The 22,501-nt window shown below is 74.2% G+C and carries 19 protein-coding genes; 11 read left to right on the top strand and 8 right to left on the bottom strand.

All coding sequences use genetic code 11. From position 1 onward, the window contains the following. Positions 1-27: 27 nt before the first annotated feature. Positions 28-804 (bottom strand): glutamate racemase, encoded by a 777-nt coding sequence (locus ACFV4G_RS31885; protein ID WP_380445612.1) that lies wholly within the window; start codon positions 802-804, stop codon positions 28-30. A gap of 57 nt (positions 805-861) precedes the next feature. Here ACFV4G_RS31885 and ACFV4G_RS31890 point away from each other — a divergent pair, with 57 nt between their 5' ends. Together ACFV4G_RS31890 and ACFV4G_RS31895 are read left to right on the top strand one after the other, a co-directional pair. Next, positions 862-2,013 (top strand): glycosyltransferase, encoded by a 1,152-nt coding sequence (locus tag ACFV4G_RS31890; protein WP_359970735.1) that lies wholly within the window; start codon positions 862-864, stop codon positions 2,011-2,013. Positions 2,014-2,218: 205 nt separating this feature from the next. Beyond that, positions 2,219-2,965 carry an SAM-dependent methyltransferase gene (locus tag ACFV4G_RS31895; RefSeq protein WP_380445615.1) on the top strand — a complete coding sequence of 249 codons (747 nt, stop codon included), beginning with the start codon at positions 2,219-2,221 and terminating at the stop codon, positions 2,963-2,965. Positions 2,966-2,983: 18 nt separating this feature from the next. Here the strand turns inward: ACFV4G_RS31895 and ACFV4G_RS31900 are convergent, their stop codons facing one another. The 3 genes from ACFV4G_RS31900 to ACFV4G_RS31910 all read right to left on the bottom strand — a co-directional run bounded on the left by ACFV4G_RS31900 (position 2,984) and on the right by ACFV4G_RS31910 (position 6,325). Beyond that, the gene (locus ACFV4G_RS31900) at positions 2,984-3,859 is read right to left on the bottom strand and encodes an alpha/beta fold hydrolase (RefSeq protein ID WP_380445616.1); all 876 of its coding nucleotides are present in this window, start codon (positions 3,857-3,859) and stop codon (positions 2,984-2,986) included. Positions 3,860-3,958: 99 nt separating this feature from the next. Then, complete coding sequence (locus ACFV4G_RS31905) at positions 3,959-4,705, bottom strand: thiol:disulfide interchange protein DsbA/DsbL (protein WP_380445618.1); 747 nt, start codon at positions 4,703-4,705, stop codon at positions 3,959-3,961. A 228-nt stretch (positions 4,706-4,933) separates the two neighbouring features. Beyond that, positions 4,934-6,325 carry a glycosyltransferase family 4 protein gene (locus ACFV4G_RS31910; protein WP_380445619.1) on the bottom strand — a complete coding sequence of 464 codons (1,392 nt, stop codon included), beginning with the start codon at positions 6,323-6,325 and terminating at the stop codon, positions 4,934-4,936. Positions 6,326-6,660: 335 nt separating this feature from the next. Between ACFV4G_RS31910 and ACFV4G_RS31915 the strand changes: the two genes are divergently transcribed. The 6 genes from ACFV4G_RS31915 to ACFV4G_RS31940 all read left to right on the top strand — a co-directional run bounded on the left by ACFV4G_RS31915 (position 6,661) and on the right by ACFV4G_RS31940 (position 15,019). After that, entirely contained in the window at positions 6,661-7,797 is a 1,137-nt protein-coding gene (locus ACFV4G_RS31915) for a glycosyltransferase family 4 protein (protein WP_380445620.1), read from the top strand. Positions 7,798-8,106: 309 nt separating this feature from the next. Then, positions 8,107-8,556: a large conductance mechanosensitive channel protein MscL gene (mscL, locus tag ACFV4G_RS31920; RefSeq protein WP_380445622.1), complete on the top strand. Its 450-nt coding sequence runs from the start codon at positions 8,107-8,109 to the stop codon at positions 8,554-8,556. A gap of 436 nt (positions 8,557-8,992) precedes the next feature. Beyond that, the gene (locus ACFV4G_RS31925) at positions 8,993-9,787 is read left to right on the top strand and encodes a DUF6643 family protein (RefSeq protein ID WP_380445623.1); all 795 of its coding nucleotides are present in this window, start codon (positions 8,993-8,995) and stop codon (positions 9,785-9,787) included. Positions 9,788-10,111: 324 nt separating this feature from the next. Beyond that, positions 10,112-11,005, top strand: coding sequence for an MOSC domain-containing protein (locus ACFV4G_RS31930; protein ID WP_380445624.1), 894 nt, complete (start codon positions 10,112-10,114; stop codon positions 11,003-11,005). 280 nt (positions 11,006-11,285) lie between these two features. Continuing rightward, complete coding sequence (locus ACFV4G_RS31935; protein ID WP_380445625.1) at positions 11,286-13,748, top strand: right-handed parallel beta-helix repeat-containing protein; 2,463 nt, start codon at positions 11,286-11,288, stop codon at positions 13,746-13,748. Positions 13,749-13,822: 74 nt separating this feature from the next. Further along, positions 13,823-15,019 (top strand): hypothetical protein, encoded by a 1,197-nt coding sequence (locus ACFV4G_RS31940; RefSeq protein ID WP_380445627.1) that lies wholly within the window; start codon positions 13,823-13,825, stop codon positions 15,017-15,019. A 107-nt stretch (positions 15,020-15,126) separates the two neighbouring features. On the opposite strand, the gene ACFV4G_RS31945 is transcribed toward ACFV4G_RS31940, so the two are convergent. Beyond that, entirely contained in the window at positions 15,127-16,281 is a 1,155-nt protein-coding gene (locus tag ACFV4G_RS31945; RefSeq protein WP_380445628.1) for a PLP-dependent cysteine synthase family protein, read from the bottom strand. Positions 16,282-16,448: 167 nt separating this feature from the next. Then, positions 16,449-17,726, bottom strand: a complete 1,278-nt coding sequence (locus ACFV4G_RS31950; protein WP_380445629.1) for an ROK family protein — start codon at positions 17,724-17,726, stop codon at positions 16,449-16,451. Positions 17,727-17,743: 17 nt separating this feature from the next. Here ACFV4G_RS31950 and ACFV4G_RS31955 point away from each other — a divergent pair, with 17 nt between their 5' ends. Together ACFV4G_RS31955 and ACFV4G_RS31960 are read left to right on the top strand one after the other, a co-directional pair. Beyond that, positions 17,744-18,970 carry an MFS transporter gene (locus ACFV4G_RS31955; RefSeq protein ID WP_380445630.1) on the top strand — a complete coding sequence of 409 codons (1,227 nt, stop codon included), beginning with the start codon at positions 17,744-17,746 and terminating at the stop codon, positions 18,968-18,970. Between the two features lie 129 nt (positions 18,971-19,099). Continuing rightward, the gene (locus tag ACFV4G_RS31960) at positions 19,100-19,753 is read left to right on the top strand and encodes a HutD family protein (protein WP_380445631.1); all 654 of its coding nucleotides are present in this window, start codon (positions 19,100-19,102) and stop codon (positions 19,751-19,753) included. Positions 19,754-19,785: 32 nt separating this feature from the next. Here ACFV4G_RS31960 and ACFV4G_RS31965 read toward each other — a convergent pair whose 3' ends face one another. Continuing rightward, positions 19,786-20,541 (bottom strand): acyltransferase, encoded by a 756-nt coding sequence (locus ACFV4G_RS31965; RefSeq protein WP_380445632.1) that lies wholly within the window; start codon positions 20,539-20,541, stop codon positions 19,786-19,788. Between the two features lie 244 nt (positions 20,542-20,785). On the opposite strand from ACFV4G_RS31965, the gene ACFV4G_RS31970 reads away from it, so the two are divergent. Continuing rightward, positions 20,786-21,580: a maleylpyruvate isomerase family mycothiol-dependent enzyme gene (locus ACFV4G_RS31970; RefSeq protein WP_380445633.1), complete on the top strand. Its 795-nt coding sequence runs from the start codon at positions 20,786-20,788 to the stop codon at positions 21,578-21,580. Between the two features lie 69 nt (positions 21,581-21,649). On the opposite strand, the gene ACFV4G_RS31975 is transcribed toward ACFV4G_RS31970, so the two are convergent. Continuing rightward, positions 21,650-22,423 carry an enoyl-CoA hydratase family protein gene (locus ACFV4G_RS31975; protein ID WP_380445634.1) on the bottom strand — a complete coding sequence of 258 codons (774 nt, stop codon included), beginning with the start codon at positions 22,421-22,423 and terminating at the stop codon, positions 21,650-21,652. Positions 22,424-22,501: the final 78 nt, after the last annotated feature.

Genomic DNA, 22,501 nt, shown 5'->3' on the forward strand with positions numbered 1-22,501 from the left:
GGGGCCCTGGCGGGCCCGCGTGCGGAGCTACACCGCGAGGGTCGGGGCCACCAGCGCGCGCGACTCGGCGTAGAGGGCGGCGGCCGGCGGGAGGACGGTGGGGACCCCCGCGTGGAGGACCGTCGTCGTGCCCGTCCCGATGCGGCTCGGGTCCGCGACACGGCGCAGCGCCTGGGCCGCGACCGCGTCGGCGGAGCCGTAGAAGGTGAAGCCCGGGGCCACCGTGGCGGCGACGGCCGCGCGGATGCGGTCCTCGACCAGCTCGTAGTGGGTGCAGCCGAGGACGATCGCCGACGTGCCGGCGGGCGTCCGCGCGGCGGCGTCCGCGATCGCCGCGGTGATCGCGTCGTCGTCGCCGTGCTCGACCGCGTCCGCCAGCCCCGGGCAGGCGACCTCCGTCACGTCCGCCGTGCCCCCGAAGTCGCGGATCAGGCCGCGCTGGTAGGCGCTGCCCGTGGTGGCCGGAGTCGCCCAGATGGCGACCGGCCCGCCGAGCGCCGCCGCGGGCTTGATGGCCGGGACGGTGCCGATGACGGGCAGCTCCGGTTCGAGCTCGGCCCGCAGGGTGGCGAGCGCGTGGACGGAGGCGGTGTTGCAGGCGATCACGAGCGCGTCCGGCCCGAGCGCCGCCGCGGCCCGGGCGCAGCCGAGCGCGAGCTCGGTGATCTCTTCGGGCGTGTGCGGGCCCCACGGCATCGACGCGGGGTTCGACGACAGCACGAGGTCGACGTCCGGGCGCAGCTTCCGCAGCGCGGCGGCGGCGGCCAGCAGGCCGATTCCGGAGTCCATCAGTGCGATCTTCACGGGACAGGACTTTAGTCGATCCCCCCTTCCGGGCCCGTTCTGCGGCAGACTGCCGGAGTGACCGTCCTGCTGTGGATCGCCGCGTCCTCCCTGCTGGTCTGGCTCTGGCTGGCGTGCTGCCACGGGTCCTTCTGGCGCACCGACGTGCGGCTCCCGCCGCGCCGGCCCCCGGCGCGCTGGCCGCAGGCGGCCGTCGTGGTGCCGGCCCGGGACGAGGCGCGGGTGCTGCCGGTCAGCCTGCCGACGCTGCTGGCGCAGAAGTACCCGGGACGCGCACGGGTGATCCTGGTGGACGACCACAGCTCCGACGGCACCGGCGCCCTCGCCGCGGAGCTGCGGACGATGGACGGCCTGGAACTGACCGTCACCACCCCTCCCCCGCTGCCGCCCGGCTGGACGGGCAAGCTGTGGGCGCTGCGGCACGGCGTCGAACTGGCCGGCCCGGACGCGGAGTACCTCCTCCTGACGGACGCGGACATCGCGCACGGCCCGGACTCGCTCGCCGAGCTGGTGGCCGCGGCCGAGAGCAACGGGCTGGACCTCGTGTCCCAGATGGCCCGGCTGCGGGTCCAGACCGGCTGGGAACGGCTCATCGTGCCCGCGTTCGTGTACTTCTTCGCACAGCTGTACCCGTTCCGCCGGAGCAACCGCCCCGGCGGACGGACGGCGGCCGCGGCGGGCGGCTGCTCGCTGGTGCGGCGGGAGGCGCTGGAACGGGCGGGCGGCGTGGCCGCGATCCGGGGCGCGGTGATCGACGACGTGTCGCTGGCCCGCGCGGTGAAGGCGACGGGCGGGCGGACCTGGCTCGGCCTCGCCGGGGAGGTCGACAGCGTCCGGCCGTACCCACGACTGGAGCAGCTGTGGCGGATGGTCTCGCGCAGCGCGTACGCCCAGCTGCGGCACTCGCCGCTGCTCCTGCTCGGGACGGTGCTCGGGCTGGCGCTGGTGTACCTGGTCCCGCCGGTGGCGACGGTGACCGGCCTGCTCGCGGGGGCTCCGGCGGTCGCCGTGGCGGGCGGGGCGGCGTGGGCGCTGATGGCCGGCACGTACCTGCCGATGGTCCGGTACTACGGGCAGCCGGCTCCGGCCGTGCTGCTGCTCCCGTTCACGGCGGCGATGTACCTGCTGATGACGGTGGACTCGGCCGTCCAGCACTGGCGCGGGCGGGGAGCGGCCTGGAAGGGCCGGACGTACTCGCAGCAGGCCTGACACCCGGGCTCCGGGTTGGCGGGTGTCCGGGTGTCCGGGTGGCGGGTTGGCGGGTGTCCGGGTTGGCGGGTGTCCGGCTCTGGGACCGGCGCGGGCTGACGTGGTTCGGCGCGGGAGCCGGGGCAGGAATCCGGGGCGGGGATCCGGCTGGGATTCCGCGCGTGATTCCGCGCGCGACCGGCTGTCGCGGATCCATACTGCTCGAATGGACCGTCAACGGCTCTCCCGTCTCGCCCATGCCCGCCACCCGGTCGCCGCGCCGCTCGCGGACGAGTCGGTGGCCCGACTGCTGGAGCGCGCCACCGGGCACGCCGAGGCCGGCCGGATGCTGGACCTCGGCTGCGGGGAGGGCGCCTGGCTGGTCCGAGCGCTGGCCGCGCGCCCGCGGTGGCGGGCGGTCGGGGTCGACCTCGACGCGGACGCGCTGACCCGGGCCCGGGAGACGGCGACCGCGCTGGGCGTGGTGCGACGGATCGGCCTCCACCACGTCGACGCACGGGAGTTCGGCTCGGCGGAACCGTTCGACCTGGTCCTGAACGTCGGTGCGACGCACGCTTTCGGCGGGCTGCTGCCGGCATTGGCCGCCGTCCGCGATCAACTCGCGCCGGGCGGGCGGGTACTGGTCGGCGAGGCGTTCTGGGAGCGCGAGCCGTCCCGGGCCGCGCTGGAAGGGCTGGGCGCGGACCGGGACGACTACGCGGACCTGGCGACCACCACCGACCGCCTGATCGCCGAGGGCTGGACACCGGTGGACGGGCACGTCAGCAGCCAACAGGAGTGGGACGCCTACGAGTTCTCGTGGACGGGCACGCTCGCCGAGTGGGCGCTCGACCACCCGGACGACCCCGGCGCGGCCTCCGCCCGCGAGGCCGCCGACCGGCACCGCACCGCTTGGCTGCACGGCTACCGGGGCGTGCTCGGGTTCGTCACCTACCTGCTGCGGCGTGACTGAACCCTCCTACCACGCAGGTCACTTCTGGGTTCGCGCGAGGAAGTCGTCGATCAGCGGGGCGATTTCGGGCAGCTTCTCCTCCAGCGCGAAGTGCCCGGTGTCGAGGACGTGCAGCTCGGCGCCGGGGAGATCGCGCAGGTAGGCGCGGGCGCCGGCCTCCGTGAAGAACAGGTCGTTGCGGCCCCAGACGATCAGCGCCGGCGGCTGGTCGGCGCGCAGCCACTCCTGCCAGACCGGGTAGAGCTCGACGTTGGAGTGGTAGTCCAGGGCGAGTTCGACCTGGATGTCCTTGCGGCCGGGCCGGTCGAGGAAGTGCTGGTCGAGCGTCCAACCGTCGGGGGCGACGAGGGTCGGGTCGCCGGTGCCGCCCTCGTACTGGCCGCGGGTGATCTCCAGGGTGAGGATCGCGCGGGCCCGTTCGCCGGCACCCTCGACGCCGTGCCGGTTGGCGATGAACTCCCGCGCCTGGTCGGAGAGTCCCTCCTCGTAGGCGTTGCCGTTCTGGACCACCAGACCGGTGATCCACTCGGGCCGGCGGGTCGCCAGGCGGAACCCGACGGGGGCGCCGAAGTCGAAGACGTACAGCGCGAAGCGGTCGAGGCCGAGCGCGAGGCAGAACCGCTCGACGACGTCGGCGAGGGTGTCGAAGCGGTAGTGGAAGGCATCCGGCGCGGGGCTGTCGCTGTGGCCGAAGCCGGGGTAGTCGGGGGCTATCAGGCGGTAGCGGGTGCCGAGCGCGTCGAACAGACGGGCGTACTGGTGCGACGCGGACGGGAAGCCGTGCAGCAGGAGGAGAACGGGGGCGTCGGCCGGGCCGGTCTCGCGGTAGAAGACGCGCAGGCCGTCGAGATCGACGTGGCGGTGGTGGACGTGCGGGATCGTCAGCTCGCTCATGCTAACCATTAAACAGCATTGAGATGGTTAGTTGGCAAGGATGAACTCACTGATTCCATGTCACTGACTCCACGTCACCGGCCCGACCGGGCCCGGGCATCAGTGCTTGCGCTGCTGCTCCTGCTGGACCAGGTAGTCCAGCACCTCGGGCATCGCGTCGACGCTGCCGGCCTTGCTCGGCGAGGTGCGGTACTCGCCCTGGACGACCACCGTGGGCAGCTCGTTGACGCCGTAGCGGACGAACTGCGCGGCCGCGTCGTCGACCGACCGCGCCACCTCGGCGGACCGGTAGGCCTCGCGGAACCGCTGCGGGTCGACGCCGTGGCGCGCGGCCCAGTCGGTGGCGGCGACCTCGGTGGTGAGGTCGGCCTTGTCGTTGTGCACCGAGCGGAACGCGCTCACCTGCAGTCTCTCGACCAGGCCGAGGCGCTCCAGCGTGTAGTACAGGCGTGCGTGGCCGCGCTGCACGGCCTCCTCCGGGCCGCCCTGCCAAATCGCGGGGACCCGACGCAGGGCGACGTCCGAGCGGTGCTTGTCCGACCAGGCCTGGAGCGGCTGTTCGAGCTGCTGCGAGTGGCCGCAGTCGTACCAGAAGAACTCGACCGCCTCGGTGCGGGCGGACTCGCGCACCGGCTGCGGGTGGTCGAGCTTCACGTACTGGACGCCCTCGGCGGGCTGGCGGTGGACGGCCGCGCCGGCCTGGACGGGCGACGCGGCGATCCCGGCGGCGACCGCGAGCAGGACGGTGGACCTCAGCAGCGCCTTCGACTTCGCGGGCTTCGCGGGCTTCACGGGCTTGAGGGGCTTCGCCGGCGCCTCGGGCTTCTCGGACTTCGCAGGATTCACATCGGGCAGTCTGGCCGTGACGGTTCGTTACCGGCGAGTCGTCGCAGGGCAGGTAGGGCCCGATTCGCCCGATCGGCGTACCGGGGCGTACGGATGGTGACGTGCGGCAGTGGACTGGCGGCGGTGGACCGGCGATGGGTGACGCGCGATGGGCGACGGGCGACGGGCGACGGGCGACGGCGGACAACTAACAGATGACAGATAACAGATGTTGAAATCTGTCATCTGTTATCTGTTCGCCGTCACCCGTCTCGCCCGCCCCCGGCTCTCCGCCCACACCTCGGCGACCAGCCGCTGCCAGGCGTCCACGACCGCGCCGAGCTCGAAGTGCGCGAGCGCGTGCTCCCGGGCCGCCGCGCCGAGGCCCGCTCGGTTGCAGGCCAGCACCTTGGCCAGCGCCTCCGCAAGGGCGAGCGGATCCCCCGGGGCGACCAGCGCGCCGGTCGCCCCGTCCCGGACCACCTCCCGCACCCAGCCCACGTCCGTCGCCACCGCCGGCACCCCGGCCAGCGCCGCCTCGATGAGCGCGCCGGGCACGCCCTCGCTGTCACTCGTCAGCAGCACTGCGTCGGCGGCCCGGTAGAGCGGAACGGGGTCGGGCAGCGCACCGAGGAAGTGGGCCCGGGCCGCGGCCGGGTGCCGGGCCAGGACCTCCCGCAGCGGGCCGTCCCCGGCGACGGCGAGGCGGACGTCCGGCAGCCGGTCGAGCACGTCGAGCGCGAGGTCCAGCCGCTTCTCGGGCGCGATCGCGCCGATCCACGCCACCAGCAGGACGTCCACGGGCAGCCCGAGCGCGTGCCGGGCGGCCCGCCGCTCGTCCTTCCCCTCCGCGGGCGGATAACTCTCGGCTGCACGGGAGTTGGGGATCACCCGCACCTTTCCGTCGGGCAGCCGGAAGTGCTCCTCCAGGACGGTCCTGGCCTCGTCGGTGAGCGTGGTGACGGCCGCCGCCCGGTGCAGGAGGGTGCTGCCGCGGACCCGGCGCAGCGCCGTCCCCGTCCAGTAGCGGGGGTGGCCGACGGACACGTAGACGAACGGCGTGCGGGTCCCGGCCAGGGCGAGGGCGCAGGCGGCGAGGGTGTCGGAGCCGTGGGCGAGGACGACGTCGGCGGCGCGGGCGGCGGAGCGCAGGGCCAGCAGCGTGGAGGGACGCAGCCGGCCGGGGCCGAGGACGGTCGCGGTGCGCGCGCCGGGGGCGTCAGGCGCGAAGGGCGAGTGCTGCGGGTACTGCCGGTACTGCGAGGGGAGCGACACGGGCGAGGACGTGGATGAGGACGTGGACGTTGCGCCCGGTTGGCCCGGCGCCAGGGGCTCGTGGGCCGCCGGCGACGTCTGCGGACGTGCCTCGGGCGGTATCGCCCGCGCCGCGGGGCCGTGGTCCGGCCCGCCGTCGGGCTGCTGCTCGATACGCTGCCCCGACCGCGAGCCCGAGGAGGAGCGTGAGCCGGGGTTCGGCGCGAGGGCCATCAAGGCGGAGGACTGGCCCCGCCGGCGCATCTCGTGGTGGAGGTCCCGGGCGAAGTTCTGGGCGCCGCTGCGGCGCGAATCGCTGATCAGGTGCAGGATGCGGGGACGGGTTTCGGCCGGGTCGGCCGACGTATCGCACGTGTCGTCGGGCATGGCAACGACCTTGGCACAGCGTCACGCGCGCGACAGCCCCTTCGCACCACCCGGTGGTGGTCCGTGCGCCCGCGCTGATACCCCCGGCGTGCGCTGGCAGCCCGCCGTCGTGCGCCGGATGCGACCGCTGTGCGCCCCGGTTCGCCCCACCGTTCGGCCCTGTTCCACCCCGGTCCGGCCCGTTCCCCGCCACACGGCGCCGGTCGGCACCGTGTGGCGTTCCCCTCGCGCGTAATCCCTGGCGGGCCGCGCGGGCCACCTGCGATGCTGATCGGCAGTCAGGGCGCGTCCGGCACGGGAGAACGGACGCACCCGGTGAAGGGCGGGGGTGGCCTGTGCACGTGCTTCAGGTGATCGACGACGTCAGCCGGCTCGGTGCGGCCGGGCGGGCCCTGCTCGCGATGACGCCCCAACTGGTGCGCGCGGGCGTCGGTTTGGACGTCGCTTACCTCCACGACGTGCCCGGCGGCTGTCAGGCCGAGCTCACCGAGGCGGGCGCCGCCGTGTTCGCCGTCGGCCGCCCGGGCCGGGCCGCCACCGCGGCCGCGCTGCACCGGCTGATCCGCGAGCGCCGCCCCGACCTCGTCCACACCACCCGCCACGCCGGGGCCCGGCGCTCCGACCTGCTCGCCCGCGCCGCCGCGCTGGCCGCCCGGACGCCGGTGGTCACCAGCCTGGCCGATCCGCCGTCCGGCGCGGCGGGGGCGGCCGGGCTCGGCCCGTCCCAGGCGCTGGACGCCGCGACCGCCCGGGGCACCCGCCGCTTCCACGCCCTCACCCGGTACGTCGCCGCGGCGACGGCGCAACGCCTCCGGGTGCCCCGCCGGCGGATAGACGTCGTCCCGCGCGGACGTGACCCGGAGTTGCTCGGCACCGCGACCCCCGAGCGCCGGGCCGCCGTGCGCGGGGCGCTGGCCCTGCCCGGGGACGTGCCCGTCGTGCTCGTCGCCGCCGGCCAGTACCACCGCAAGGGCCTGGACGTGCTGCTCGACGCCTGGCCGGCGATCCGGCGCGCGGAGCCGACGGCCGTCCTGTTGCTCGCGGGTGCCGAGGGCCCCGAGACGGCGCGGCTGCGCGCACTCGCCGACGCCGCCGGGAACGTCCGTTTCCTCGGGCCGCGCGAGGACGTCGCCGATCTGATGGCCGCCGCCGACGCGGTCGCGGTGCCCGCGCGGCGGGACGGCCAGGGCGGTGCGGCGATCGAGGCGATGGGCATCGGCACGCCCCTGGTCTGCACGGACCTGCCCGGTCTGCGCGAGACCGTCGGGTCCGGGGACTACGCCCGGCTCGTCCCGCCGGAGCGGCCGGCCGACCTCGCGGCGGCCATCGCCGACACACTCACGGACCGGTCGGCGGCCCGCGCGCGGGCGACGGCGGCCCGGGCGCGCTTCCTCACCTCGTTCACACTGCACCAAGTGTCCGCCCAGATGGTCGAGTTCTACGAACGCTCACTGCGCGTGCGACCGGTGTGAGGGAGGGCGGAGCCCGGACCACGAGGTCACGCAGCCGCCCCCCGGTCAGCCGCGAACGGCACCGAACCGAACCGCACCACACGGCACCGAACAACACCGAACAACACCGGACGACACCGACCCCGCCGGATCGCCCCGTACGCGGAGCGCCCGGGCGCCGACTGCGTACGGCCCGCTCCCGTCCGAGGCCCGTTACGCGAATCGGGTGAACGCGGTTGGACCTCAGCCCCGACCGGTCGGCAGGATGTCCGGCCGGGGCGCCTCCGTGTACCCCATCTCCCCCTCCCCCGTACGGATTTGGAGTACTCGGTGTTCAAGGGATTCCGCAGCTTCCTGCTGCGCGGAAACGTGGTGGACCTCGCGGTCGGCATCGTGATCGGCGCGGCCTTCACCGCCGTCGTCACCGGGTTCGTCACCGCCTTCCTCACTCCGCTCATCGGGGTCGCGACCGGCGCCGTCGGCGACTTCACCCAGAAGACCTTCGACGTCGCGGGCACCCGCTTCCCCTACGGCGTGTTCGTCAACGCGCTGATCGGCTTCGTCCTGGTCGCCGCCGTCATCTACTTCGTCGTGGTGGTGCCGGTCGGCAAGCTGCAGGCCCGGTTCGAGGAGGGCGAGCCGGCGCCGGCCGCCAAGGTCGACTGCCCGGAGTGCCTGAGCGCGATCCCGGCCGCGGCGCGGCGCTGCTCGTTCTGCACCTCCGAGGTCACCGGCCACCCCGGCCTCCCGGCCCAGGCCCAGGCCCTGCAGTCGCACTGACGAGGCACACCAGCTGAGCGCCCCGGCGGGCGCGCCGACCGGGCCCACTGCCCGGCCCGGCCTCGCACAAGTCGGGCCGCACGGGCGAGAAGTCGGCCCGCGCACACGCTGACGGGGACTTTATCCCCGAAACATTCACGAGCCCCCGCCGCACCCTCGGCGGGGGCTCGAACGCGCCCGCGCACGCCCCGTCCGTAAAAGTTTCTCCGCCAGGTACCCGGGCCATCACCGGCCAGTCACCACAAGGCCCCGCAGGTCGCGCGTCCGGGCGCTGTTCGATCACTGACGGGGTGTCGAGGTTGTCCGGATCTGAACGCCGGTATGTCCGTTCTTCCTACTTTCGAAACCTTTGTGCGAGCGAAGACTGTGTAAACACTCGAACTGCTCCCCCTCCCGCTCTCCTCAGCAGGCGCATTGTGGGCTTACCGTATGCCCCATGACCTCGCCCCGCTCCTACGACGGAGTCGGCTACCCCTCTCCGTCCTTCTCCTCCGGCACGCCGATTTACGACAGCCTTGTCGCCGAACGCGGTGTCCCGCAGATCGCCCCCATCAATGTGCCGGCCGCCCTGCCGCCGGCCATGTCGTCCGGGTACGGATCAAGCCTCGGCCCGTCCTACGACAACCGCTACGGCGCCGGCTACGAGAGCGCCGCCTCCAACCTCCCCGCCCTGCCGCCGGCCCGCCTCGCCCTCGGTCCCGGCCCGAGCAGCGCCCCCTCCGCCGGCCCCGCCACGGCGTACATCCCGGCGCAGTCCGCGCCGGCGTACGCCTCCGCGCCCCAGCCGCCCGTTCCCGGCTACGGCGGCCAGCAGGCGTACCAGCGTCCGCAGCCGTCGGCACCCGGCTTCGCCCAGACCGCGAGCGGCGGTTACCAGCCGTCCGGCGGCCAGAGCTTCGGCGGCCAGAACACCTTCGTCGGCGGCCAGGGCGGCCAGCAGTCGTTCGGTGCGCAGCCGATCGGCGGCCCGGGCGCGTTCGGGCCCGGCCAGCCGGGCCAGCAGCACGGCGGCCCGCAGAGCTTCGGCGGCCAGCAGTCGTTCAACGGCGCGGGCCAGGCCGGCCCCGGCTTCCCTGGCCAGGGCGACCAGTCCTTCGGCGGCGGCCAGCTGCGCCCGGCCATGGCCCCGGTCGCGCCGGTGCGCCCGATGCAGCCGCAGCGTCCGGGCCCGTACGGCGAGCCCGGTCAGTTCCAGCAGAACGGCTACCAGCCGCAGGGCCAGGGCTACTGAGCCACTGACCTCCCAGGGCCGAACCCCCACACGGCCCGCACCCGCACCACCTGAGTACCACCCGGCGCCCCCTGAACGCCGGGCGAACGGAGAAACGGGTCATCCACGGACCGCCCGGAACGCCCCCCACGGCGTCCGGGCGGTCCGTGCGCGTTCAGGGGTCCGTGCGCCATCAGAGGTCCGTGCGCGTTCAGGGGGCACACACAAGGGGCGCGAAGGGGCGCACGCTTTGGCGGGTACGCGGACTGCCCGGCGCGCCCGCGGAAGTGCGCGCACGCACGGGGGCGATCCGACCGGCGCGATCGCGGCTGGCAGGATGGAGGGATGCAGCTCTCCGGACTCCACGTCTACCCCGTCAAGTCCATGTACCGCGTGAGCCCCGACAGCGCCCCCGTCGAACCCTGGGGCCTCGCCGGAGACCGCCGCTGGATGCTCGCCGACCCCACCGGGCGCTTCGTCAGCCAGCGGGAGAACCCCGCCCTCGGCCAGATCCGCACCGGCCTCGGCCCGGACGGGACGCTCACCCTCACCGCCCCGGGCGGCGACCGGATCGAGATCGCCGCCCCCACCGTCGCGGCCGGCGACCCGCTCGCCGAGGTCGAGGTCTGGGGCACCCGCTTCCGCGCCGCCGAGGCGCCCAAGGAGGCGCACGAGTGGATCGCCGAGCACCTCGGCGAGTACCGCCTGGTGCACCTGGACGACCCGCACGCCCGCCCCGTCGACCCGGAGTACGGCGAGCCCGGCGACACCGTCTCGATGGCCGACGGGTTCCCGCTGCTGCTCGCCACCACCGCCTCGCTCGCCCGCCTCAACGAACTCGTCGCCGCCGCGCACCCCGACGGCCACGAGACGCTGCCGATGGAACGTTTCCGCCCCAACGTCGTGGTGGACGGCAGCGAACCCTGGGCCGAGGACGGCTGGCGCCGGATCCGGATCGGCGAGCTGACCTTCCGGGTCGTCAAGCCCTGCGGCCGCTGCGTCGTCACCACCACCGACCAGGAGAGCGGCGAGCGGCGCGGGCCCGAACCGCTGCGCACCCTCGCCAAGCACCACCGGCTGCGCAAGCAGGCCGCGTTCGGCATGAACCTCATCCCCGAGCGGCCGGCTTCCACCGGTCTCCCGGGACAGGGCGGCGACGTCCTCGGCACGCTGCGGCTCGGCGACGAGGTCGAGGTCCTGGAGGACGGCCGGCAGTGGCCGGTCGACTCCCGCGCCTGAGCTGAGCACCGCCGCACGCGCTCCCGCGCGCACCACGCGACCCACCGCCCCCACCGCGCAACTCCCACTCCGGAACCAGGAGTGTGTGCGCTCGTTGAAACCGGTGGGCGGAACATGTGGCGAAGACGGGATCCGCCGGTGCCCGCACGATCGCGGGCACCGGCCGGGCACCGGCCGGAGCACCCCCGCGGGCGCGCTACGGTGGGCGGACGGCCCGCGCACCGCAGCGCGCACGGCCCGATGATCGCCGGCTCGACGAAGGTGGGGACGACAGACCGTCATGGCTGAGCACAGGGTCCGGGTCACCCAGGACAGCGCATCCCGCTGGCGACGCCGCGCCGGCGAGTACGACACGCTCGCGGAGGCCCTCGCCGCCGCCGAACCGGGCGACACCGTGACCGTCCGCCCCGGCACCTTCCGCGAGAACGTGCTGCTCGACAAGCCCGTGACGATCGTCCCGGCGCAGGGCCCCGGCACCGTCCGCATCGACCCGCCCTCCGGCGTGCCGCTGACCGTCACCGCCTCGGCCACCGTCCGCGACCTCGTCGTCGAGGGCGGCGACACCTCCGTCCCCGCCGTCCTCGTCACCGGCCCCGAGGCCGCCCCCTCCTTCAGCGGCTGCCGCGTGGAGAGCCGCTCCGCCAGCGGGTTCGAGATCACCGGCGGCGCCCGCCCCACCCTGCGCGGCTGCGTCGTCGCCAACCCCGGCGGCCTCGGCCTGCGGCTGCGCGGCGAAGGCACCGCCGCCGCGTTCGAGGACTGCGAGGTCGCCGCCGCCGCCCAGGCCGGACTCGCCGTCCTCGGCGGCGCCACCGCCGCCCTCGAACGCTGCCGCGTCCACCACACCGCCGGCGCCGGCGTCCTGCTCTCCGACCCCGGCAGCGCCGCCGAACTGACCGGCTGCGAGATCTACGAGATCCGCGGCAGCGGCGTCCAGGCTGAGGCCCACGCCGGCGGCCGGCTCGTCGACTGCGAGATCCACCGCGTCACGGGCAACGGCCTGACCCTCGACGGCGAGGCCGAACTCACCCTCACCGGCTGCCGCGTCCACGACCTGCCCGAGAACGGCGCCGACCTGCGCGGCCGCGCCCGGCTCACCCTCTCCCACAGCACCGTCCGCGACTTCGGGCGCGGCGCGCTCTCCGTCTGGGACCAGGGCACCGAGGCCGTCGCCGAGTCCAGCCAGATCCACGGCTCCACCGGCGAGTACCCGGCACTGTGGGTCAGCGACGGCGCCCGGCTCACCCTCACCGACTGCGCCCTGCACGACCTGCCCGACGCGCTGTTCGTCCTCGACCGCGACTCCGCCGCCACCGCCGACCGCTGCTCGTTCAGCCGGATCCGCAGCTCGGCGGTCTCCGTCAGCGGCGGCGCCGAGGTGACACTGACCGCCTGCCGGGTCCAGGAGGCCGGCACCGGACTGTGGTTCCGCGACCACGGCAGCGGCGGCATCCTCACCGACTGCGAGATCTCCGACGTCGCCACCGGCGTCATCGTCACCAAGGGCGCCGACCCGGTGCTGCGCGACTGCACCGTCCGCGCCAGCACCGACGCCGGGGTGTACGTCTCGGCCCAGGGACGCGGCACCTTCGAGGACTGCCGGGTCTCGCACGGCAAGGGCTTCGGCTTCCACATCATCGACGGCTGCCGGAGCCAACTCCTGCGCTGCCGGGCCGAACAGAACGAACGGGCCGGCTTCGAGTTCTCCGAACCGGGGCCGGTCGCCGAGGGCTGCACCTCCGACGACGTCGGGCCGGCCGCGGGCGCGGCGCCGGGGGCCGCCTTCGGGACGGCCTCCGGTTCCGCCTTCGGACCGGCCGCCGGCGCAACGGACCTACCCGCACCACGCTCCGCCCAACTGACCACCGCCGTAGCGGCGTTGGCCCCGCCCACCGCCATGCCCGGGATCGCGCCGATCCCCGACTGCCGGCCCGCCGACGAAGCCCTCGCCGAACTCGACGCGCTCGTCGGCCTCGCCACCGTGAAGGAGGAGGTGCGCACCCTCATCGACCTGATCTCGGTCGGCCGGCGCCGCCGCCAGGCCGGGCTCAAGGCCCCCTCGCTGCGCCGGCACCTCGTCTTCACCGGCGCCCCCGGCACCGGCAAGACCACCGTCGCCCGCCTCTACGGCGAGATCCTCGCCTCCCTCGGCGTGCTCCAGCGCGGACACCTCGTCGAGGTCGCCCGCGTCGACCTCGTCGGCGAACACATCGGCTCCACCGCGATCCGCACCGCCGCCGCCTTCGACCGCGCGCGCGGCGGCGTCCTCTTCATCGACGAGGCGTACGCGCTCGCCCCCGAGGACGGCGCCCGCGACTTCGGCCGGGAGGCGATCGACACCCTGGTCAAGCTCATGGAGGACCACCGGGACGAGGTCGTCGTCATCGTCGCCGGCTACACCGCCGAGATGGAACGCTTCCTCTCCGCCAACCCCGGTGTCTCGTCCCGCTTCTCACGCACCATCAGCTTCGCCGACTACTCGGCGGACGAACTCCTCGACATCGCCCGCGCCCAGTGCGCCGAGCACGAGTACGCCCTCACCGAGGCCACCGAGGACGCGCTGCTGCACCACTTCGCCACAATCGAGCGCGGCCCCAACTTCGGCAACGGGCGTACGGCCCGGCAAGTCTTCGAGACGATGGTCGAACGGCACGCGATGCGCGTCGCCCAGCTGGCCGACCCGTCGACCGAGGAGCTCCAGATCCTCGTCCCGGCCGATCTTCCGGCAGCCCGCGCATCCTGACATTTCGTCACGTTTCTTGCCCCATGTACGTCATACTGCCGGACGGCACGACAGTCGGCGACGGGGGAAACACGATGACACACGGCAGGCGAATAGCCGCCTCGATCCTGTTGGTACTGGCCGGAGTTGCGGGCTGCTCGTCTGGGAACAACCCGGCCCTGGGCACCCAGGGCGGGAACGGCCGGCCGGCCCCGCCCGCCGCGACCAGTGCGGGAGCCGCGGGCGGAGCGGGTGACACGGGCAACTCGGGTGCGGGAAGCGGCGACTTCTCGAAGAAGACGAACATGGTGGTGACCGCCGTCTGCACCAAGAACTCCAGCGGTGGCGCGGTCCAGGTCACCGGCTGGGACACGCGGGACTGGCATCCGCTGGCCGAGGCCCTCTTCGTCCTGCCGGCCCCCACCGTGATGACCAACGTGACGCACGAACTGTGCGAGCAGCACTCGCCGTACCAGGTCGCCGGTGAAGCCTCCGGCATCCGGGCGCTGTTCGACCGTGACTACACGCGGATGGCCGTCGCGATCAACGCGGGAGGTGAATCGCGGCACGTCGGCTACGTCGACCGGTCACGGAAGTTCACCGACCTGACGGGCGACGGGGGCTTCGGGATGACGCCGCGGGAGACGGACGCCGCGTTCTCCGCCGACGGTTCGACGATGTGGTTCACCTACGAGGCGACCAGCAGCGACGGGAGCGCGAGCGAGACGCACCTGGGCAGCCGCTCGGTGAGCGGGGACCACGCACTGGTGGACCACTGGCACGGCGAGTCCGGCACCGAGCCCTTCGTGATCCCGCCGCCGTCCGGCAAGGGGCCCGTGGCACTGGGCCGCAGCCGGTTCGACTCCCCCGACGGCCGCCGGATGACCGTCGGTGCCACGCTCTTCGACTCCGCGTCGGTGGGGCCCGCGTTCAACGGCATGAGCGAGGAGAAGAAGGGGAAGCCCGCGGTCTGCGACCCGGTCGGCTGGACCGGACCCGACACGCTGCTCTGCGACAGCCAGGACGCCCGCAACCTCTACACCGCCGCTCCGGACGCGACGACGCCGGGCCAGAACCTGCTGCCCGCCAACGACCACGAGAACCACGGGCTGTTGATCTCGCCCGACAGCCACCGCTTCCTCTTCGCCTCCAGCGAACCGGGATCCCCACAGGTGTCCGTCTACCTCGCGAACACCGCGCAGGCCACACCTCCGGCCGCACCGACCAAGGTGCCGGCGCCGGACAGCCTCACCTCGGCCGGCTGGAACGCCCACTTCCTTGAGTGGCGGTAGAAGCGGGGAGGAACTCGCGGAAGCGCGACAGCTGACAGATAACAGCTGACAGATAACAGATTTCGAAATCTGTCATCTGTCAGCTGTTAGCCGTTCGTCCTACCCCGTCACCCCTCCCAGGCCCCGCCCGCCAGGAACGACTCCAGGGCCGCCCGGTACGGCGCGATGTCGATCCGCTCGCCGGCCAGCCAGTCGTCGGAGTAGTACTTGTCCAGGTAGCGGTCGCCCGGGTCGCAGATCAGGCTGACGACACTGCCGTGCCGACCGGCCGCCCGCATCTCGGCGACGATCTTCAGCGCGCTCCACAGCCCCGTCCCGGTGGAGGCGCCCGCCTTCTTCCCGAGCACCTGCTCCAGCACCCGCACCGCCGCGATCGAGGCCGCGTCCGGCACCTTCATCATCCGGTCGATCGCGCCGGGCACGAAGCTCGGCTCCATCCGGGGCCGCCCGATGCCCTCGATCCGCGAACCGCTCGCGCACACCGCGTCCGGGTCGTGGTCCACCCAGCCGTCGAAGAAGCAGGAGTTCTCCGGGTCCGCGACGCAGATCCGGGTGTCGTACTGCATGTAGTGGACGTAGCGGGCGATGGTCGCCGAGGTGCCGCCCGTCCCCGCGGTCGCGACGACCCAGGCCGGCTCCGGGTGCGGCTCCAGCTGCAGCTGGGCGAAGACCGACTCGGCGATGTTGTTGTTGCCGCGCCAGTCGGTGGCGCGCTCGGCGTAGGTGAACTGGTCCATGTAGTGGCCACCGGTCTCCTCCGCGAGCCGCGCGGACGCCGCGTACACCTCGTCCGAGCGCTCCACCAGGTGGCACTCGCCGCCGTGGAACTCGATCAGGTCGATCTTGGCCTGACTGGTGCTCTTGGCCATCACCGCGATGAACGGCACCCCGACGAGCTGCGCGAAGTACGCCTCGGAGACGGCCGTGGAACCGCTGGACGCCTCGATCACCGGCTTGCCCGGGCGGATCCAGCCGTTGCAGAGCCCGTAGAGGAAGAGCGAGCGGGCGAGGCGGTGCTTCAGCGAGCCGGTCGGGTGGGTGGACTCGTCCTTGAGGTACAGGTCGATCCCCCACTCGGTCGGCAGCGGGAAGCGCAGCAGGTGGGTGTCGGCGGAGCGGTTGGCATCGGCCTGGACCTTGCGCACCGCCTCCTTGAGCCAGGCCCGGTAGTCCGCGTCGGAGCGGTCGACGTCGACGGTCGGCTCGATGCCGCGTCCGCCGCCCGGCGCGCTGCCCAGTTCGGCGCCCAGCTCGGTGCTCATGGTCACTCTCCTCGTCTTGACCCCCCTCTGCTCACTACGAGTGTATGACAGTCACAATAAGTAACGTTTTTCGGATCGCCAGCTTCCGCTTATCTCTGCCCGGCTCTCCCTGCCTCGGCCCCCATGCCCCGACCAGCCACCCGAGCCGCCGGCCCGTGGGACCGCTGTCAGCCCACCTGCACCGACTGCGGGTCCGCCAGGTACGGCCGCCACGCCAGTTCCGCCGCACCGGCGAGTGCGCTGTCCGCCAGCTCGGCGCCGACGATCGGCACCCGTCCGCTGCGCCCCCACAGACAGCGTTCGGCGACGACCGCGCGCAGCCGCTCGGGCGCCGCCTCCAGCAGGTCGAGGTGGAGACCGCTGAGCACGACGCGGTCCGGGTTGAGGATGTTGGCGACGCCGGCCAGCCCGAGCCCGAGCCGGTCGATGACGTGCTCGACCGCGGCCCGCGCGCGCTCGTCGGTCGCCGCGGCCCGGCACAGGTCACGCGCCTGGTCGAGCACCGCGCGCCCCGGTTCGGGGGTGAGCCCGGCGGCGGCGAGCAGCGCGTCGGGGTCCGTCTCCGCGTTGAGGCAGCCGCGGTTACCACACACGCAGGGCCGGCCCTGCGGATCCACCGTGAGGTGGCCGACCTCCAGCGCGAGCCCGGCGCTGCCGGTGTGCAGCCGCCCGTCGATGACCAGCGCACCACCGACGCCGCTGTGCCCGGACGTGACCAGGAGCAGGTGACGGGCACCCCGCCCGGCGCCGTGGCGGTACTCGGCGAGCGCGGCGAGGTTGGCGTCGTTGGCGATGGCGGTGGGCAGCGGGTCGAGCGCGTGCGGGCCGTGGTCGGCGCGGCCGACCTCGACGTCGTACAGGTCCGCCACGGGCGTGCCGCTCGGCCAGGCGAAGTGCAGGGCGGCAAGCGCGGTGCCGTCCGGCTCGGTGACCGGGTTGGGCAGCGCGAGCGCCGCGCCGAGGCAGCGGCGGCCGGTGGAGCGGGCGAGCTCGGCGCCCGCCTGGGCGACGGCGCGCAGCATCCGGACCGGGTCGGTCGCGGCGGGCAGCGGCAGGTGGACCGGCGGGTCCAGCAGCCCGCCGAGCCCGGCCAGCGTGACGCTCAGCCCGTCCGTGTGGATCTGCCCCGCGATCACCACCGGGCCCTGCGGGTCGATCGCGAGCCGGTGCGACGGGCGCCCGCGCCCGCCACCCGCAGGACGGGAGTCGACCGTGATCAGGCCCAGCGCCTCCAGCTCGGCCGTGACGGCGCCGGCGGTCGCGCGCGTGACGTCCAGCGCCCGGGTGAGCGCGGAACGGGTCGGTGTCTGACCGGTGTGGATGAGCGAGAGCGCGGGGCCGAGCAGCGTCCGACCGCGATCGGGGGCGGCACGGCGGTGGGCGTCGCGCTGCGCCTCGGAGTCGGTCCCTGGGCCCGCTTTCGGACTTGATGATGAGAGCTGCACGACCCTATTGTGACTTTGTGCCGCTTCGAAACAAAATCCGTGCCTCTGCCCCCACCGACCGGAACTCCCACCAGTCTCGCAGCACACCCCCGCGAACGGACAGCCCCTGGAGTCCGGCGCGCCTCGCACTGACCGCGTTCTTCGCCGTCGACGGCTTCCTCTTCGCCACCTGGGTGGTCCGGATCCCGGACGTCCGCAGCCAGGTCAACGCCTCGCACAGCGCCCTCGGACTCGCCCTGCTCTGCCTGTCGATCGGCGCCGTCCTCACCATGCCGGTGGTCGGCCGGCTCTGCCTGCGGTACGGCTCGCGGCCGGTCACCGTCGGCTCGCTCGCCCTGCTCAGCCTCGCCGTGCCGCTGCCCGCACACACGCACTCGGTGGCCGCGCTCGGCGGTGTCCTGCTGCTGTTCGGCGCGGGATACGGCGGCGCGAACGTCGCCATGAACAGCGCGGCCGTCGACCTGGTCGCACAGCTCCGGCGGCCCGTCATGCCCAGCTTCCACGCCGGGTACAGCCTCGGCGGCCTGGTCGGCGCGGGCGTCGGCGGACTCCTCGCCGGCACCCTCAGCGCCTCCTGGACGCTCGCCCTCGGCGGGCTGCTCGGCCTCGTGATCACGGCGGCGGCGGGCGTCGTCCTGCTGCGCAGCCCGGACGCCCCGCAGGTCGCGGGCGGGAGCAGCGCGGACGAGACCGGTGGCGCCGGCCCGCGCGCCGGGCTGATCGTCGTCCTGCTCGGCCTCACCGCCCTGTGCACCGCGTACGGGGAGGGCGCGATCGCCGACTGGACGACGCTCCACCTCACCGACGACGTGCACGCGAGCGCCGGAACGGCCGCCGCGGGCTACGCGGCGTACGCGTTCGCGATGACCAGCGGGCGGGTCGGCGGCACCTGGCTGTCCATCAGGCTCGGGCAGACCCGGCTGATGCTTCTGGGCGGCCTGACCGCGGCGGCCGGCATGCTGGTCGCGGCGCTCGCGCCGTCGGTGCCGCTCGCCATCGGCGGGTTCGTCCTGGTCGGCCTCGGCCTGGCCAATCTGTTCCCGCTCGCCATCGCCCGGGCGGGTTCGGCCGGCGGGCCGCAGGGCGTCGCGCTCGCGTCGACGCTCGGGTACGGCGGGATGCTGATCGGGCCGGTGGTCATCGGGTTTCTCGCCGACGCGGCCAGCCTCCCGCTCGCACTCACCACCGTGGCGGTCGCGGCGGCGGCAGGGGCGCTCCTGCCGCTGACGGTGCGGCGGCGCTGACGGCGGACGGCGGACGGCGGACAGATAACAGCTGACAGATTTCAACATCTGTTTTCTGTTTTCTGTCATCTGTTCACCGTCGCCCGTCCGCCGTTACCCGCCCCCACCCGCAGTGGCATGATGCCGCCCATGACGACCACCGGGCGGATCCAGACACTCCGGGCGAGCGAGCGCCCGGCCACGGCATGGCTCAACGGGGGCGGGGTGACCCGGGAGGTCGCCGGTTTCCCCGCCGGGGCCGCGCTGGACGGCTTCGAGTGGCGGGTCAGCCTGGCGGACGTCGCCGCCGCCGGTCCGTTCTCCCCGTTCCCCGGCATCGACCGGGTGATCACCCTGGTCGAGGGCCCCGGCATGGTGCTCACGGTCGACGGAGCCGAGCACCGGATCGACGCGCCCTACCGGCCCTTCGCCTTCCCCGGCGACGCCAGCACGGACTGCCGCCTGCTCGCCGGCCCGGTGGTCGACTTCAACGTGATGACCCGTCGCGGAAGGGTCACCGCCGAGGTCGCCCTCGTGACCGCGCCCGCATCCGCCGACGTGCCGCCAGGCGGCTCCGTCCTCGTGGTCTGCCTCGCCGGCTCCACCACCATCGACGCCTCGACCGATGCCTCAGTCGACACCGCGACCGGCACAGCCACCGCGACCGCCACCGCCACCGCTGACGCCACCGACGACGCCACCGACCTCGCCCGGTACGACGCCGCCCTGCTCCGGCACCCCGGCCCGCTCCGACTCCGGCCCGACGGCGTCACCGCCGTCATCACCTTCCGCCCCGCCGCCTGACGGCGCCGGACGTCAGGCGCCCGGCCCCACCCTCAGGCCGACTCACCCGGCAGGCGCAGGTCCCACCCCACCAGGGCGCGCAGCTGTTCCGCCGTCACACCGTCCGGCACCGGCTGCGGCGGCTCGTGGCGCAGCGGCGGCTGCCAGCCGTCCTCGGGCGTCCAGCGCCGCACGACCTTGGCCGGCGCGCCCGCGACGACGCTGTGGTCGGGCACCTCGCCGCGCACCACCGCGCCCGCGGCCACGACCACGTTCCGGCCGATCCGGGCGCCCGGCAGGATCACCGCGCCGGTGCCGATCCAGCTGCCCGAGCCGATCTCGACGGGCTCGTTGCGCGGCCACTGCTTGCCGATCGGCAAGTCGGTGGCGCGGTACTCGTGCGCCTGGTCGGAGATGTAGACGCCGGGCCCGGTCCACACGTCGTCGCCGAGGACGATCGACTGGTGCCCGACGATGTGGCTGTCGCGGCCTATCACGCAGCCGCCGCCGATCCGCACGATCGGATCGGGCCCGAGGTCGAGGCCGGGCAGGAAGCCGGCGCTGATGGTGACCCGTTCGCCGATGATCGAGAACGGTCCGATCGTGATCCACTGCTCGTTGAACACCGCCCCGAGCGGGAACGCGAGCGTCGTCCCGTCCCCCAACTCGCCGAAGCGGTAGGGGCCCGGGTTCTGGTTGCTGACCGCGCCGGTCCGCTGCACCCAGCGCCAGCCCCGGTGCACGAGGCGTCCGGCTGCACGCCGGCCGCCGGCCCGGACGGCGGAGACGAGGGAACGGGTTTTCGGCATGCGCTCACGTTACCGGCCCGTAGGGTCCGTCCGGCCGCCGGGCGGCCAACATCACACCCGGCCCACACGCCACCCCCGCACCCCGGCCCCCACCTGCCGCACGCACGCCCCGCACCCGCAGCCGCCATACGCCCCGCACGTACGCCCCGCACCCGCGCCGATCCTCAACCCCCGCAGCCCGCAGACACATCCGCCCCCCGATAACCCAGACCCGATGTCCGCCCGCCGTGGAACACTCCGGACCATGGACATCTCCGAGCACATCGACGCCCTGCGCCTCGAAGGCGCCCTGCTGGCCGACGCCGCCGCCCGCGCCGGCCTCACCGCCCCCGTCCCGACCTGCCCGGACTGGCAGGTCGCCGACCTCCTGCGGCACATCGGCACGGTCCACCGCTGGGCCGCCGCCCACCCCGCCCGGGGCCTGCGGGAACCGCTCGACCTGGACGGCGGGAGCGAGCCGGTCGGCCCGATGCCGTCCGACGCTGCGCTGCTCGACTGGTACCGCGAGGGCCACGCCGCCCTGGTGGACACCCTGGTGGCCGCGCCCGCCGACGTCGACTGCTGGTTCTTCCTCCCCGCGCCCAGCCCGCTGGCGTTCTGGGCCCGCCGCCAGGCGCACGAGACGGCCATCCACCGCCTCGACGCCGACGCGGCGGCCGGCACCGAGGGCCCGCGGGCGGACGCCGCGCTCGCGCTGGACGGCGTCGACGAGCTGCTGCGCGGGTTCCTCGTCCGCCCGCGCTCGAAGCTGCGCAGCGAGGAGCCCCGCACCGTCCTGGTCCGGGCCACCGACGGCCCCGGCGCCTGGCGGGTGACGATCAGCCAGGAGCCGGTGGTGACCGCCACCGCGGACGCGCCGAACGGCCCGGGCGAACCGGGAGCCCCGGCCGAGCCCGCGGACCTGACCATCGCCGGCCCGGCCCACGAGCTCTACCCGCTGCTCTGGAACCGTCTCCCGGCCGACCACGCCGGAGCCACCACGTACACCGGGGACGAGGACCTGCTGCGCCTGTGGCGCGAGACGGCCGGCATCGGCTGAGAACCGGTCCGGCCGCACAAGAGAACCGGATAACGGGAGATCGGGAGAACGGGGGGACGGCCCGCCGCGTCAGCGCACCCAGCGCGCGGGCCGCTTCTCCAGGAACGCCCGCATCCCCTCCTGCGCCTCCGCCGAGCCGAACAGCCGCGCCGACAGCTCCACCAGCTCGTCCGCGTCACGCTCGAAGGAGCGCACGACCTCGGCGTTCGCCAGCCGCTTGGACTCCGCGAGCCCCTGCGGCGAGCCCTGGCGCAGCGCGTCCAGCAGCTCCTTCAGCGCGGTGCCGGTGTCCTCGGCGGACGCCGTGGCGCGGGTGATCAGCCCGATCCGCGCGGCCTCGGCGGCGTCGAAGACCTCGCCGGTGAGGTAGTAGCGGGAGGCGGCGCGCGGGTCGAGCTTGGGGCGCAGCGGCAGGGAGATGACGGCGGGCGCGAGGCCGAGCCGGACCTCGGTGAACGCGAAGGTGGCGGCCGGTCCGGCGACGGCGAGGTCGGCCGCGCCGACCAGGCCGAGGCCGCCGGCCCGCACGTGCCCGTCGATCACGGCGATCACCGGCTTCGCGCAGTCCACGATCGCCCGCTGGAGCTCGACCAGGCCGCGCGGGCCGACCGTCGGGTCGGCGCCGGTGGCCTCGGACAGGTCCGCGCCCGCGCAGAACACCTTGCCGGTGTGCCCGAGCACCACCGCCCGGACGTCCGGGTCGGCCGCGGCGAGCGCCAGGCCGGCGTGCAGCTCGGCCATCAGGCGGGTGGAGAGCGCGTTGCGGTTGTGCGGCGAGTCGAGGGTCAAGGTGGTGACGGCGTCGGCGGTGGTGACGTGGACGAACGGCGCTTCGCTGGTCATCGGCGGGGCCTGCTTTCCGGCTGAGGGTGGGTCGGACCGCGGGGGGCCCCCCCGGGGGGGCGGGCCCCCCCCCCCCCC

Origin of the sequence: Kitasatospora sp. NPDC059747 (assembly GCF_042732955.1) — a bacterium.
GTDB lineage: Bacteria > Actinomycetota > Actinomycetes > Streptomycetales > Streptomycetaceae > Kitasatospora.

Excerpts from the sequence above, each read along its gene's own strand:
- ACFV4G_RS31940 (WP_380445627.1), top strand. The coding sequence starts at position 13,823 with ATGACACACGGCAGGCGAATAGCCGCCTCGATCCTGTTGGTACTGGCC.
- ACFV4G_RS31900 (WP_380445616.1), bottom strand. The coding sequence starts at position 3,859 with ATGAGCGAGCTGACGATCCCGCACGTCCACCACCGCCACGTCGATCTC.
- ACFV4G_RS31935 (WP_380445625.1), top strand. The coding sequence starts at position 11,286 with ATGGCTGAGCACAGGGTCCGGGTCACCCAGGACAGCGCATCCCGCTGG.
- ACFV4G_RS31975 (WP_380445634.1), bottom strand. The coding sequence starts at position 22,423 with ATGACCAGCGAAGCGCCGTTCGTCCACGTCACCACCGCCGACGCCGTC.
- ACFV4G_RS31910 (WP_380445619.1), bottom strand. The coding sequence starts at position 6,325 with ATGCCCGACGACACGTGCGATACGTCGGCCGACCCGGCCGAAACCCGT.
- ACFV4G_RS31970 (WP_380445633.1), top strand. The coding sequence starts at position 20,786 with ATGGACATCTCCGAGCACATCGACGCCCTGCGCCTCGAAGGCGCCCTG.
- ACFV4G_RS31965 (WP_380445632.1), bottom strand. The coding sequence starts at position 20,541 with ATGCCGAAAACCCGTTCCCTCGTCTCCGCCGTCCGGGCCGGCGGCCGG.
- ACFV4G_RS31960 (WP_380445631.1), top strand. The coding sequence starts at position 19,100 with ATGACGACCACCGGGCGGATCCAGACACTCCGGGCGAGCGAGCGCCCG.
- ACFV4G_RS31945 (WP_380445628.1), bottom strand. The coding sequence starts at position 16,281 with ATGAGCACCGAGCTGGGCGCCGAACTGGGCAGCGCGCCGGGCGGCGGA.
- ACFV4G_RS31930 (WP_380445624.1), top strand. The coding sequence starts at position 10,112 with ATGCAGCTCTCCGGACTCCACGTCTACCCCGTCAAGTCCATGTACCGC.
- ACFV4G_RS31925 (WP_380445623.1), top strand. The coding sequence starts at position 8,993 with ATGACCTCGCCCCGCTCCTACGACGGAGTCGGCTACCCCTCTCCGTCC.
- ACFV4G_RS31895 (WP_380445615.1), top strand. The coding sequence starts at position 2,219 with ATGGACCGTCAACGGCTCTCCCGTCTCGCCCATGCCCGCCACCCGGTC.